General features: G+C 54.2%; 11 protein-coding genes and 1 pseudogene. 11 read left to right on the top strand and 1 reads right to left on the bottom strand.

Annotated features, from left to right (window positions below; all coding sequences use genetic code 11):
- Positions 1-210 precede the first annotated feature (210 nt).
- Together DPA2511_RS23750 and DPA2511_RS15925 are read left to right on the top strand one after the other, a co-directional pair.
- Positions 211-532 (top strand): annotated as a pseudogene (locus DPA2511_RS23750) (IS3 family transposase); the annotation flags it as partial.
- Positions 426-1,598, top strand: a complete 1,173-nt coding sequence (locus DPA2511_RS15925) for a LysR substrate-binding domain-containing protein (protein ID WP_318842326.1) — start codon at positions 426-428, stop codon at positions 1,596-1,598. The pseudogene DPA2511_RS23750 and the gene DPA2511_RS15925, both read left to right, overlap by 107 nt.
- Positions 1,599-1,601: 3 nt before the next feature.
- On the opposite strand, the gene DPA2511_RS15920 is transcribed toward DPA2511_RS15925, so the two are convergent.
- Positions 1,602-2,294, bottom strand: a complete 693-nt coding sequence (locus DPA2511_RS15920) for a sulfite exporter TauE/SafE family protein (RefSeq protein ID WP_015854769.1) — start codon at positions 2,292-2,294, stop codon at positions 1,602-1,604.
- A 284-nt stretch (positions 2,295-2,578) separates the two neighbouring features.
- Between DPA2511_RS15920 and DPA2511_RS15915 the strand changes: the two genes are divergently transcribed.
- The 9 genes from DPA2511_RS15915 (at position 2,579) to DPA2511_RS15870 (ending at position 14,010) form a co-directional block, all read left to right on the top strand.
- Positions 2,579-3,757, top strand: coding sequence for an SfnB family sulfur acquisition oxidoreductase (locus DPA2511_RS15915; protein WP_015854768.1), 1,179 nt, complete (start codon positions 2,579-2,581; stop codon positions 3,755-3,757).
- A 480-nt stretch (positions 3,758-4,237) separates the two neighbouring features.
- Positions 4,238-5,047: a thioesterase II family protein gene (locus DPA2511_RS22465; RefSeq protein WP_194250205.1), complete on the top strand. Its 810-nt coding sequence runs from the start codon at positions 4,238-4,240 to the stop codon at positions 5,045-5,047.
- Positions 5,048-5,070: 23 nt separating this feature from the next.
- Entirely contained in the window at positions 5,071-5,937 is an 867-nt protein-coding gene (locus DPA2511_RS15900; RefSeq protein ID WP_015854766.1) for an isocitrate lyase/PEP mutase family protein, read from the top strand.
- Positions 5,931-6,857: a beta-ketoacyl-[acyl-carrier-protein] synthase family protein gene (locus tag DPA2511_RS15895; protein WP_015854765.1), complete on the top strand. Its 927-nt coding sequence runs from the start codon at positions 5,931-5,933 to the stop codon at positions 6,855-6,857. Before DPA2511_RS15900 ends, DPA2511_RS15895 begins: the two co-directional genes overlap by 7 nt.
- Complete coding sequence (locus DPA2511_RS15890; protein WP_015854764.1) at positions 6,857-9,046, top strand: iron-containing redox enzyme family protein; 2,190 nt, start codon at positions 6,857-6,859, stop codon at positions 9,044-9,046. Before DPA2511_RS15895 ends, DPA2511_RS15890 begins: the two co-directional genes overlap by 1 nt.
- Before the next feature lie 32 nt (positions 9,047-9,078).
- On the top strand, positions 9,079-10,272 hold the full coding sequence (locus tag DPA2511_RS15885; protein WP_015854763.1) for an acyl-CoA dehydrogenase family protein: 1,194 nt from the start codon (positions 9,079-9,081) through the stop codon (positions 10,270-10,272).
- Entirely contained in the window at positions 10,269-11,417 is a 1,149-nt protein-coding gene (locus DPA2511_RS15880) for a cytochrome P450 (RefSeq protein ID WP_015854762.1), read from the top strand. The genes DPA2511_RS15885 and DPA2511_RS15880 overlap by 4 nt, the downstream gene beginning before the upstream one ends.
- A gap of 9 nt (positions 11,418-11,426) precedes the next feature.
- Entirely contained in the window at positions 11,427-12,749 is a 1,323-nt protein-coding gene (locus tag DPA2511_RS15875) for an ATP-grasp domain-containing protein (protein ID WP_015854761.1), read from the top strand.
- Complete coding sequence (locus tag DPA2511_RS15870; RefSeq protein WP_015854760.1) at positions 12,742-14,010, top strand: MFS transporter; 1,269 nt, start codon at positions 12,742-12,744, stop codon at positions 14,008-14,010. The genes DPA2511_RS15875 and DPA2511_RS15870 overlap by 8 nt, the downstream gene beginning before the upstream one ends.
- Positions 14,011-14,041: the final 31 nt, after the last annotated feature.

Genomic DNA, 14,041 nt, shown 5'->3' with positions numbered 1-14,041 from the left:
CAGCAATTAGCCAAGATTTAACTCCACCGCCTTCAACTCCTCAAACGTATAACCCCGAGAAACATGGCGATGCTTCGTGTCCAGCGGGGGGGCTGATGATTTACGATGATGTGACGCTATTGAACAGCAGTTTGAGAGCCCGTTTTGCCTGTGGATTTGGCACGATTAGAAAATGCACATCCCGTGTTGTTGAGTGCGAGCCAGGAAATTATCCATCACAGCGATAAGGGTTCACAGTACGTCTCACTGGCTTACACGCAGCGGCTTAAGGATACAAAACTGCTGGCATCAACAGGCAGCACCGGTGGCTCTTACGATAGATAATGCGCTGGCCGAGGTATCAATGGTCTTTCTCAAGCGGAAGTGGTACACCGTAAGCGCTGGGAACATTATGCGGAAGTGGGCTGACGGTACTGGCATGGGGGATGGGTATAACAATCGCCGGTTGCCCGAACGCATCGGTCACAGACCTCCGGCTGAAGCCGAAAAAGTCTATTATGCTTCCGAAAATCGTAACAATCTGGCAGCCTGATTTTCCTGACTTCACTCTCTCCAGGAAAACCGGGGCGGTTCAGAATCAGCACTGCATTGATTTTGGATCAGGGTTAAGAGCTCGAAAATTTCAAGAAGTGTGTGGAACGAAACGGGCTTGCTTACACAAGCCGGGTAACGCGCTATATATCAAAGGGAGTCTGTTTTTTATGCGGTTTGATATTGTTGATTTGCGTCTGTTTCTAAACGTTTATAAGGCTGGAAGCATCACCGGCGGCGCTGCGCTGTCAAACTTGACCTTGCAGTCAGCCAGCGAGCGCATTCGCGGTATGGAAGGCGAGCTCGGCGTCCCGTTGTTTAGCCGTTCGAGAGAAGGCGTGAAGCTGTCGGATGCGGGATATTCGTTAGTCAACCGTGCCAATATTGTATTGCAGCATGTTGAACATATGCGCAGTGAGTTGCGCCAATATGGCAAAGGGCTGCGCGGGCATATCAATCTGTTATGTAACTCTTCGGCACAGAGCGAATTTTTACCCGCGCTGATCGGCCCTTATTTACTCAGTAATCCCAATATTTCCATTTCCGTTAAAGAGATGCTCAGCTACGACATCGTCGCGGCAGTGAAGAATCAAATGGCGAATTTAGGCATCGTGGCTGATTCGACCCAGTTGAACGGACTGGCCTCACTCCCTTTCAGTGATGACGAACTGGTGGTGTTTGCACCGGCAAACGGCCGTTGGCATGATATCGAAAGCACGACGTTTGAAGAGATCGTCACGGCTGAGTTCATCGGATTGTCCGAAGGGAGCGCGCTCCAGGAGCATATTGAAGACCACGCTAAAAAGTTGGGGCACCGCCTTAATTACCGTGTCCGTATGACCACGTTTGATGCTGTGATGCAGATCGTCAGCAGCGGTGCCGGTATCGCGATTATCCCGAGACATGCCGCTGAGCGTTATTGTCATCACCATAGCTGCAAAATCATCCGCCTGACAGAGCGTTGGGCTGACCGAAAACTGATTATCTGCGCGCGAGATTTCGCCGAACTTCCCAGTTATATAAAGGAATTTGTCGATTTCCTGGCGCAACGCCCGGCTAATTCATAGCCGTTACTTCATCGCCATATAAGCGCCAAGTGCGATCAATCCGATAAAAAAACAGCGGCGGAAGGTGAGTTCGCGCAGGTATTGACCGGCATACATCCCGATAATTGCAGGGATTAACGCAATGGCGGATAGATAATAGTCAATGTGATCCAGCTTGTTGTCCAATGACAAATGTATCGCCAGGGCGATGGTTGAAGCCGTAAACGCCAGTCCGAGCGCCTGAACAAGATCGTTTTTATTTAACTGAAGCGATTGCAGGTAGGGTACCGCCGGAATAACGAAAACGCCGGTTGCTGCGGTAATGGCGCCGGTAATATAACCAATCAGTGGTGAAAGCCATTTCTCGGATTTACCCGGGGACGGGAGCTTCGTGGCAATGAGTCCCCACAGGCCATACATAATAAGCACGATACCCAGTGCCGCTTCAGTCCATGAGGATGTAGACGTTAAGCCGGGCAATACGCTGAATAATGTGCCAATGAAAATCCCTGCGATAAACCCCCATAATCTTTTAATTAAACGAAGAAATGCAGGGCCGATGAAGAGTTGCCATATATTCGTCACCAGAGAGGGAATAATTAACAAACTGGCTGCGCTGGCCGGCGCCATAACGACGGTTAATAAACCCATGGATATCGTCGGCAGCCCCAGCCCGATCACACCTTTCACTATTCCAGCCAATAGGAATACGGACATAATGGTAATCACTTGATTCCCCTGTTATATGACACCGAACTTATCTCTTTGATAGCAGGGATATTAAGTGGAGCAATAGTGCCTGCATATGCGTTTTTTGCTGAGGGTATATCAAGGAAAAACTGATTTTGGTATTTACTGTGATATGCGTGAATACATGGCGTAACAGAAAATAGCCTGCTCAGGATTTTCCTTAGGAAATCAGCGGAAATAGCTAAGTAAAAACATCTCATTAACGATTAATATACATGTTCTGAAAAGCAACCACGCTGGAGTCATGTGCTATGAAATCGATGACAAGCCCACAGTTATCCAAGTCGTTATCTGATGCTAATGATATTGCACAATGGTTACGCCACAGCGCATCTGAGCGGGATCAGACCCGTCATATTAGTACGGAGCAGGTGGATGCCTACTCGTCATCCGGACTTTGGGCCATGACGATACCCCGGGAATATGGCGGCCCTGATTTGGGTTATAAAGCGCTCAGCCAGATAACGCGCCTCATTGCGGCGGCCGACCCTTCGATAGCGCAAATTCCCCGCAGCCATTTTCATATTATTGATCTCCTTAATGCTGTAGCTCTTCCTTCCCAGAAAACGTTTTTCTTTAGTGAAATCCTGGCGGGTAAAAAATTTGCTCAGGCGGCGTCGGAAATCGGCGGTAAGAATGCGGCTGATATTCAGACGACGCTGACGCAGGAAAGAGGGGGCTGGCGGCTGAATGGTAAGAAGTATTATGCGACAGGTTGTATACACGCGGACTGGATAGGCATTGTTGCTAAAGATGACATCGGCGTATTTATGCATGCATTTGTCCCGAAAAACGCGCCGGGTATGGAGATAAAGACGGACTGGTCAGGCTTTGGCCAAAAAGTGACGGCAAGCGGTACCGTGCTGTTGAATAACGTTGTGGTCAATGAAGAGCATATCATTCCGTTTACCGAAGCATTTCTTGATGTCCATCCGATAGGTGCTGCCTCACAGTTGATTCATGCATCGATTGATATCGGGATTGCCCGGGAATCTATTGATGAGACGATAAAATATATCAGGCAAACGGCCCGCCCGTGGATTGACAGCAGTGCGGAGCAGGCGAGTGATGACCCCTATATTATTTCGGGGATTGGCGATCTTGAAATCCGCTATGCCGCCGCTGCTGCGATGTTGGATCAGGTAGCCGGAGAGCTGGATGAAACGGTAATCAGCACCGACGCCGATCTTGCCCGGCTTTCCGTGCGTGTGGGCATTGCCAAAGTGCTGGCAAGCGACATTGCGTTATTGGCCAGTAATCAGCTTTTTGATCTTGCCGGAACCGGTTCAACCCGGGAATCGCTCAACTTGCACCGCCACTGGCGTAACGCGCGTACACATACGCTGCATGATCCGGTGCGCTGGAAGGTTAATGCCATCGGCCAGTACTATTTAAACGGCGTCTATCCCAAACGGCACAATTACATTTAGCAGTTTTGCTTTACCCGGCGTGATGATGCGGCTCGGCGGTAATAAGTCATCCTGCACGCCGGAGGTTGCCGCTCGGCGATGAATACATGAACTGGGATGTTCATGATGCCGGCAATCCTTCAGTTTCCCCCATTTCGTAAGACCTTCTTAGGTGATTTTGTCTCAGATAATGACGACATGGTTATTTGGGTTAAAACATAATCAATATGCAGTAATATTTATATTATCAAGTGTTTTAATGGCTATGGGTTCATCCGTTTTACGCTATGACTATTATTCTATTTTCATTTATTTATTCCTTGTTTTTTTAAATTAATGATTTTATTTAATTAATCGTGTTTATAAGGTTTTGTTTGTGGGTACATCAGCTAAATCCTTATGTACATAAATCAAAACGTAACATTAGTATTGTGAAATAAACATCTCATTAACATTAAGTGAGTTAATGTGTGTGATTTGGCTTAGCGAAGGATGATTGGGATGTCTGCAATAGGAGCTACAGCAAGGATGAATCGCGGGGGTGGGTTGGGCCATTGGTTTTCGACTGCCAGAGAAGCGCGGCCAAATGATTCTGTGCTCTATTGCTTGGCTCATGCCGGAGGCAATGCGGAGGATTACCTTCGCTGGCAGTCTGGATTGTCGGACGATCTGCTCATGAAGGTCGTTACGTTGCCTGGAACCGGACGCCGCTACTGCGAAGCGTACCCAACCGATGTCAACCAGCTGACGGAAAACATTGCTGCCGCTATCGCACGGGAAGGCGATAAGACGTTTTATCTTTTCGGCCACAGTATGGGGGCAATACTTGCCTGGGAGGTTGCAAAAAAGTTGCGGATACCTCCCGCCGGATTGCTGCTTTCCGCCAGCCTGAGCCCGACGGAAATACCTTCGCCACGCATTGTCCGCATGGCTGAAATGGATAATGAGACGTTTATTCAGGAAATGGCTTATTTCAACGGCATTGACGAAAGTCTCATGCACAGTCCATTTCTGAATGACATCGTTGCCGAAAAATTAAAGCGCGATTTCCAGCTTATTGCTAAATACCGCTATCAATATTCTGCGCCGGTGAGCGCGCCCATGATGGTTATCGTCGGTGAACATGATGCGCATGTTCCGGTCGGCAGCCTGATGAAATGGCAGTCACATACGCAACATTTTCTCGGTGCCAAACAGGTGCCGGGGAATCATTTCTATTTTAACGACCATCCGGAAATTATGATTAATGCCATCAGTGAGATGGTGCGAGAAAGCCGGAAAACAATCGACGATAACGCCATATTTATATAAGCATACATTTGCTGAGGGTATTTATGTTTACGGCGAATACGCAACCTGCCAATTTGAGTCAATACGAAAAGGCCGAACGATTCAAAAAATTGCATACCGGCGGGACGCCTTTTGTAATGCCGAATCCCTGGGATTGCGGCACCGCGATTCTGATGCAAAACGCCGGGTTTAAGGCTATCGGGACGACCAGCGCCGGGTTGGCGTTCTCCCTTGGTAAGCTGGATCGCGCGCAATCCGTAACGCTTGAAGAAACGCTGGAAAATGCCCGGGCACTGGTTGGCGTGACGCAGCTTCCCGTGTCTATCGATCTTGAAGATGGCTTCGGTGACGACGCCGACGCCATTATGCAGACCATCCATGCCGCTGCAGAAAGCGGCGCTGTCGGGGGATCGATAGAAGATTACAGCAGCGATCCGGCAAATCCGATCCGGGATTTCGACGCATCGGTGGCCCGTGTAGAAGCGGCGGTCGCGGCGGCAAAGCGTTTGCCCTTTCCCTTCACCGTTACCGCGCGGGCGGAAAACTATCTTTATGGCGTCTACGACCTGAAAGACACGATCGCCAGACTCAAAGCATACCGTGATGTCGGTGCCGACGTGCTTTACGCGCCGTCACTGCCGGACGCCGACGCTATCAGAACGCTATGCGCGGCCGTTGACGCTCCGGTAAATGCGCTTCTGGGCGCAGGCAATCGTTTGTCCGTTTCGGAGCTGTTTGCACTGGGCGTCACTCGTGTCAGCCTTGGCTCGGCGCTGTCCCGCGCCGCCCTGGGCGGATTTGTTGCCGGGCTGCAGGAGTTGCAGCAGCACGGTACCTGCCACTTCCTCGAACGCGCCGTCGGTTATTTTGATGTGGCTAAGCTGCTTGAGAACGGAGATCTCCCGTGCTGAATGCTGCTTCACAGAGCAGGCTACTGGCTGCGCAATATGTATTGGGTGAGAAAAAGCTGGCCTGGCATGAACTTGCGGATCTGCAGACGCGGGCGAAACAGTTTTCCATGCCGCTGCAGGCAGACCTATGGGGCTGGGGGGCGATCTACAAAACAACGGGTTCCGTCACGGACATGGCGATAAGGACGGCCCGGATGACGCTTGCCGAAGCCGGTTACGCGGGGCAGGACATCGACACGACGATCGTGTGCAGCTCTTCGTTACAAAGCGGCACGGAGGCGCATCAGCATTTTTTGCGTGAGTTTGCCGGACAGCTGCAGCTGGAACAGTCGGCGATCACCGGCGTGTCGCTCGGGCGTTGCACGAATTTGCTTAAAGGGATTCATCTGGCCCGTAGCCTGATTCACAGCGGCCAGGCAAGACGGGCATTGGTCGTCACCAGCGACGCTATCAGCGACGAACGACAGCGGATGGAAAACTTCGCGCTTTTCTCTGATGGCGCCGCCAGCTGCCTGATTTGCCATGCTGATGATGCGCCGCAAGGGGATATGCTGCTTGCCTGCGGCGGGCGGCAGGATCTCAGCCAACTGCATCAGGGGCTTTCAGCCGGGCTGGTTCGTGCGGTTAATCAGGATCTATTTTCATCTATGGGCATCATGCTCGGTGATATCACCCGTCTGTTTCACAGCAACGTTTATCTTCCCTTGTGTCAACTGAATGAAATGCAGGCGGGTTATCAGCAGACGCAGCTTTATACCGACAATATCCCGCGTTTCGGACATTGCTTTGCCGCCGATCCGCTGATCAATTTTGTCGATGCCCGAAATAACGGGGCCGTGAGCGACACCGCGTTATACCAGTTGGCGGTCAGTATTCCCGGCGCCAGAGCCTCACTGTTACTGCGAAAAGGAAGCGCTTGATGTCTTTCTCATTCACCGATAACACCACATCGCTGCCCGAGGAAAAATTTCATTTTTCACCCGATGCTCATGCGGCGCTGACTGCGTTGCGTGATAGCGCGGACGTACACGAACTTTACAGCAGCCTGGTCAGCGATATTGAAAGCGAAACGCAGCAACTCCTGGCCTTACAGCTAATCCAGACATTCCTGAGTGCGCCGCTGCCGTCGCCGACATGGGAGCGCGCCGGGTTTGAGGCGTATATTGTCCGGGCGAAGACGACGCTGGCACAGTCCGCGACCATGCTGCTCCGGTCTGATGAAGAAGAGCGCAGTATCCTGCTGAAGCAACGGGCGTTGCTTTCGATGCTGGCCGGATGCTGGCTTGATCGGGTGTCCCAGCCCGCCACCGAACCTGCCGGCGTCGTGAACCTGCTGAATGCCCATCACTTTACGCTGAAGGGCTGCGGTGAAATCAGCCTCAGTCAGCAACAACAACGTCAGCGCCGCTTTGCCGCGTCAGGTATCACCCTTCCTTTTATCGGCGTAGCCGGTGCGCCGACGCAGCTGCACAGCAATGCGCTGACGCTTTGGCAGGCCGTATTTTGGCTGGCTTTTTCCCGTTTACCCGCCAGTTATCTGCCGGAAGTCGCCGGTATCCATTTTGCTTATTACGCGCTTGGTTTTGACGATGCGCTGCTGGAAATGCCGCCGTCGCTGGCGGCCACGCAGTGTATGACGCTGCTGGACGGTTGGCTGAGCGCTTGTAATGACTCCGAGGGGGGCAGGGAGGATCTGCAACGGTTTTATCGGGCGGCCAGCCTGGCGACTGAGCTGGAGCTGAGCCATGCCGGCATGCTGCTGACGCAACAGGAACAGCTTGCGGCCCGAACGCCGGATGATCGCATGGCTGAGATCATGGTGCGCCATTTTCCTTTTGCGGGGAAACAGCACCAACTGGTCATGCTGGAGAAAAAAGCGCTGAGCCAATGGAGCATGGATGACGCCGCCGGGATGGCAGCGTTTTTAACTGCCTTTAAACGCTCACCGTATTTACGGCAAAAGGACGCAAAGCCGGAGGCCTGCCGTTTCATGCAGGCCATCCGCTTCGGCGGCGCCATGTTTGGTATTTTCAGTCAGCGCGAGGCTGAAATCATGGCGTCCTGGATTGCTGATGCCCACCAGCATGAACGTGAAATTACGCTGAGCCGTTTCCGGGAACCGGGAGACGCGCAGGCAACCCTCTGGCGCGATCGCTATCGTTGTACCCGCATTGATTCACTGCTCACTCTTGAAACGCCATCGTTGCCGGAAGCCCGCACGCTGTTTTATCGCCTTGTGAACATTGAGCACTATGCCAGCCACCTGGCGGCGATCAAACAACGGGTGATGGACACGCTGCAACAGGCTCAGGTGCTGTTTGCCTGTGGTCAGCAAGGGCGTTACACCGACGCCAGCGAGTTCAGTTACAGCCCTGAGGCCCTGCGGGCGAGGACGGACGCGATTTACTGGCAAAAACTGGTGAATCCCCTGGAACGGCTGACGAGCATTCCCGATCGTGAAAGTGTGATTTTCAATCAGAAACTGATGGCGTTGGGAAGCATGATTGACGGCGCCTGGGCCCATCGTTTCGGCAGCGTGTTGCGCAGCCATCGCCGCAGCGACGGCATGATGCTGGCCATTTATGCGGATGAAATGGGGCGCGGCGACGTGGAGAAAAATCATATTACGTTGATCCTGCGTGTCCTGCACAGCATGGAGGTTATGCTTCCGCACATCCGCGACCCTGAATTCTGCCACCAGCAGGAATTACCGGATATCTATGACTTCTCCCTGCACCAGCTGAGCATGTCCCTGTTTCCGGATTCATTTTATGAAGAACTGCTGGGCTACAACCTGGGAATTGAAATGCTGGGGCTGGGCGAAATGCGCATACACGAGATTCAGAAGCTGCGCCGTTACGGCTTCGACACCATTTACGAGGAAGCCCACCTCACCATCGACAACTTCTCCGCCGGACACGCCCGGCAATCCGTTGATTTGATTATCGCCTACATGGAAGACCTGCCGCCGAATATGACGCCGGACGAACGTCAGCAACGCTGGTGCCGCATATGGCGGGGTTATGCCTCTTTTGCGTGGTTCCTGGAAACCGACCTGAAAAATAACGTATCCGCCGCTGCGAATACATACAGCGAAGTATTGATTTAGTTGTCTTATGACTATTTATGTAAGGGTGCCTTGTGAATCAATGTATTAGTCACGATCTGACGCTGCTGTCGCTGCCTTTTTTCACACCGGGGCACCAACAGTATGTGCATGAACTGGACCGGTGGTGTCAGCAGCAGCATGAAACATTACTGTCATTACGCCACCGTCCGGTGGCAGAGCAGAGCCGTCAGATGTTGCATCTGCTGGGGCAGGGAGGATGGCTGAAGCACTTGAATACGCCCGATCTGCCGGTGCCGAACGATGCGCGCAGAATGTGTTTATCGCGGCAGACGCTGGCCTATTTTGATGATCTGCTTGATTTTTCCTGGTCGATTCAATCTCTGAGCGCCAGCGTGATTCAGCGCTACGGCAATGAGGCGCAACGCCGCGACTATTTACCCGCATTGGCGCACGGAGAGCGTATTGCCGCATTCGCGTTGTCTGAATTACAGGCAGGGACTGATATTGCCGCGCTGACCCTGGAGGCACAGCGCTGTGAGGGCGGCTGGCTACTGAACGGGGATAAGGCGTGGATCGCCTTGGGAGATATCGCCAGTGACATTATCGTGATCGCCCGCACCGGTGAAGGGCCGGGGCCGCTGGGGCTGAGTGCGTTTATCGTCGATGCCGTCGCCGGCGGCGTCAGCGCCCGTCCGCTGGATGCCGTTGCTCCCCGGTCATGGTCGCACCTGCATTTCGACAATGTCCGGGTTTCACCGGAGAACCTGCTGGGGCAACCGGGGCAAGGATTCATCATCGCGCTGGATATCCTCGATCGTTTTCGCATGACGGTCGCCAGCGCCGCGATCGGGTTTGCCCGACGTGCGGCGGATATCGCACTGCGACATGCCGCGCAGCGCAAAATTTACCGCGGACGCCTGCTGGATCTGCAACTGACCCAGGCAACGCTGGCCAAAATGGAGGTTTCGCTTTCCGCCGCTTCCCTGCTGACGGCCAGAGCCGCCTGGCAACACGATGATGACCGGCCGTTTGCGCGAGAGTCCGCCGCCGCGAAATATTTCGCGTGTGAACAAGCCTGCAAAATCGTTGATGCTGCGTTGCAACTTCTCGGGGCGGCGGGCGTTGTGGCGGGCAGTCAATTGGAACGGCTGTACCGGCAAATTCGCCCGCTGCGCATTTATGAAGGCGCGTCCGAAGCCTTGCTGATGAATATTGCTTCTGCCCTGGATACCCAGCGGGTTATTAACCGAGAGGATTTATCGTGAGTGATTTACTTAACCCGCTCAGCGCGATTCAGCATGACTCTCCCTGGGAATATTACGCCCGGCTGACCCGAGAGACTCCGGTCTATTTTGACCGCGACCTTAAGCTGTGGGTGGTGAGCGATGCCGGATCGACGGACGCGGTGCTCAGCAGCCCGGTTCTGCAGGTTCGCCCGGTGTCGCAGCCTGTCCCTCCCGGTCTTGTCGGCCAGCCGGCGGGCGATGTCTTTGGCCAATTGGTGCGTATGCGTGAAGGTGAGTATCAGCAGCAGCTTAAGGCCGTCATTATCCGCGCGTTGTCCACGGTAGATTCCGCGCACGTAAGCCAGCTAGCCCGGCAACTGGCGCAACAGGCGCTGAGCGACGGCGAGGAGATTAACCGCTGGATGTTTTCCGTACCGGCGGCTGTTGTCGCTACGCTGTGCGGATTCTTGCCGCGGGACGTGCCGGAGGTTGTGGCGCTCATTGCGGAGTTTGTGTTGTGCATTCCCGCCGCCGCCAGTCCTGAACATCAGCAGCGCGCCAGCCTTGCGGCAACGTCGCTGCTGGAGCGATTTTTCGCACAGATCGCGCAGGCGCCTCAGGGCGCTTTGCTGACGGAACTGCTGCAATGCGCCAGCGAAGAAGGCTGGTCTCAACGTGCGCCGCTGATCGCGAATGCTATCGGTTTCTTGTCGCAAACCTATGATGCGACGGCCAGTCTGGCGGGCAACACGCTGCTGACCGCGCAGCGTTATCCGGAGCTCTGGCTGCGCAGGCCGGCCGATGCTTTTATCGATGAAACCGCGCGTTACACCTCGCCGATACAAAATACCCGCCGTTTCGCTGCGCATGAGCTGACGCTGCTCGGCCAGCGGATCGCGCCGGATGACACGATATTGCTGCTGTTGGCGGCGGCAAACCGCGATCCTGCCCGGTTTGCACAGCCTGATGTTTTTCAGCCGCAACGAAATACGCAAGCGTATTTCTCTTTCAGCGGCGGTCGTCATCGCTGTCCGGGCGCCGCGGTTGCCCGCGCTATTACGCACGGCATGGTTTCCGCGTTGGATGCGCACATGCCGGACTGGCATCAGCGTCTGCATAAGCGTCGTTACTTGCCTTCAGGTAATGCCCGTATTCCCGAGTTCTCACTTTCCGAGATTAACTGAGGTTCCTGGATGAACACTAAAACGCCGCTGTCTGAAGCTTTTGTTTTAACCGGTGCTTTTTGGGTTATTTGCCGTAATTCGCTTTATCTGACACAGCTTGTCGAGCGCGGGCTGGCTATTTTGGTTTTAACGCCGGAAAGTTACCGCCAGCAGGTGGAAGAAGCTCGCAGTAAGCAGGACAGCCCCATCTCACAAATTACCGATGTGGCGTATGTCGAGGGATCGCTGGACAGAGAAGCATCATTTAACCCCAGCGTTGTTGCCGCCATACAGCACTGGCGTACACGCTATCGTATTGTCGGCGCTTTTGCGGTGGGCGAAACCTTGGTAGAACCGACCGGCATTATCGCCGATGCCCTAGGCATCCGCTCTCCGGGGCTGCGCGCCACGCGCACCTGCCGCAGCAAATATCTCCAACGTTTTTATCTTAACGCGTTCAGTCCGGATTCAGTGATGGTACCGCCAGAGCAGCGCCACAGTATCCGCACGGAGAGGCTCGCTTATCCGCTGATCATTAAACCGGCTACCCGTCACTCCTCTTCCGGTGTCATCAGCGTCGATTCGTCGCAACAGGCCAGTCGCGCATTGGCGGATTACCCCGCCCATGAAACGCTGTTGCTGGAACAGAAAATCGTGGGGCAGGAGTATTCGGTGGAAACCCTATCGCAAAACGGTGTGGTGATATTCGCCTCTGCGACCCATAAGGTGACGACGGATACTCACTTGAACACCTTTGTGGAACTGGCGCATACGGTGCCTAACCCCGATCAAAATAGCACTCTGCTGCTGGAGGCGACGCAAAAGGTTCTGACGGCGCTGGACTTCGGTGACGGCATCGCGCATGCCGAATGGCGTGTAGACGCCAACGGCCGCCCCTGGCTGATGGAAATCGCTTCGCGTACTCCGGGGGACGGGATTTTACCGCTTTATAACCTGGCTTACGGCCAACCCCTCGAACCGGTCATTTTACGCATCATGCTTGGCGAACCGGTCGCTTTACCCGCGTCCAGGCGTATCGCCCGCCAGGTGTATCTGGAGCATCCCCCCGGAATACTGAAAGACGTGCACATCGACTGGCCGGGCGTGGAGATCGTCTGGCTGAACGACAACGATCCCTGGCCTGTCGTCCCGGCCGGCGAGCGGGAGGATGAACCCACCCTGCGGGCCGTTTTCGTGCATAAACAGCGCGGAGATCGTCTGGAGCCGCTGCGCTCTTCGGAAGATCGTGCGGTGGTCTTCTTTATTGATGCGCGCAGTGCGGAAGCGTTAGATCGGCTGGAAAATCAGGTCAGGGAAAAAATTACGTTGCATATCGAGGAGCATCATGACTAATTCATCGTCCGCACCGGGCGTACTGGAAACATTTTCGCAAAGCCCGCTGTCATCAAAAGTTGTCTTGCTCGGCGTGATGATCAACCGGTTGTCCGGGTTTCTGCAAATCTTCATCGTGCTGTATCTGGTGTCACTCGGTTATTCGCATCAGCAAACCATCATTGCCTTGGCAGTGTACGGCACCGGTGCCGTTATCGGCGCGCTCCTCGGCGGCACGATCAGCGAGCGCTTCGGGCCGCGTCTTGCCAGCATGATCAGCATGGGGGCGACCGCAGTGCTGACAGCGGCGTTGCTCTACCTTGACCACTTTATTTCCATCCTGATCGTTGTGGCGCTGGCCAGCCTGTGCGCCCAATTATTCCGCCCGGCTTCTGCGGCATTGCTGTCCTGGCAAACGCCGTCGGAACGGCAAACGATGATTTTTGCTATTTATCGGCTGGGCCTGAACCTCGGGGCGACGGGGGCGCCGCTCATCGGCTATGCCCTTTATCACTGGGGCGGGGAGAGTTTTACGCTGTTGTTCTGGGGAGAAGCGGTTATTGCGGCGCTGTATGCCGTACTGGCGATGCTGACCCTGCCGGGGAAAAATGAAGTCGGGGAAATCAGTCAACAGGCCGGAGCGGAGAAAACCGTCGTGGGTGGCTACCTGGATGTGCTGGCCGACCGGCGTTTCGTCTTATTTTTACTGGCGACCTTCTGCCATTCCGCGGTGTACGTGCAATACATCACCACACTGCCTCTCTATATTGAAGACAAAGGGATCGCACTGTTCTGGTATACCCTGGCGGTATCACTCAACGGAATAATCGTTATCTGCTTTGAGCTGTTCATCACCAAGTTCACCCAGGGATATAACAAACGTTACGTACTGGCGTTCGGTTTTGCGCTGATTGGTACGGGCGTTGCCTTTTATGCCGTTCCCATCGGGCCTGCGGCGTTGATCGTCGGCACACTGATCTGGTCGTTGGGGGAAATCATCTCTGGCCCTTCCTTCTTTGCTTTCCCGGCGAACGCCGGTCCGGGGCATCTGAAGTCCCACTATCTGGGCAGTTTTCACTTCATGTTCAGTCTGGGGATTGCGCTGGGGCCGGTTATCGGCGGCTGGCTCTATCTGTCGCTGGATACGGTCTTCTGGCCCGTCATTGCGCTGGGATCCCTCTTTGCGGCCCTGGTTTGCGGTGCGTGCGTGAAAGAACCGGCCCCGGCACCGTTGAAAACGGAGGCGGGTACGTCAATGACTTCCAGTGAGGCTATCGAGTAGTTAACGATCCCGGATGCATTATCCCGGATGA

Origin of the sequence: Musicola paradisiaca NCPPB 2511, from assembly GCF_000400505.1 — a bacterium.
Classification (GTDB): domain Bacteria; phylum Pseudomonadota; class Gammaproteobacteria; order Enterobacterales; family Enterobacteriaceae; genus Musicola; species Musicola paradisiaca.
Note: the sequence above shows the minus strand (reverse complement) of the source record. Positions and strands in the feature narration are given on the sequence as shown.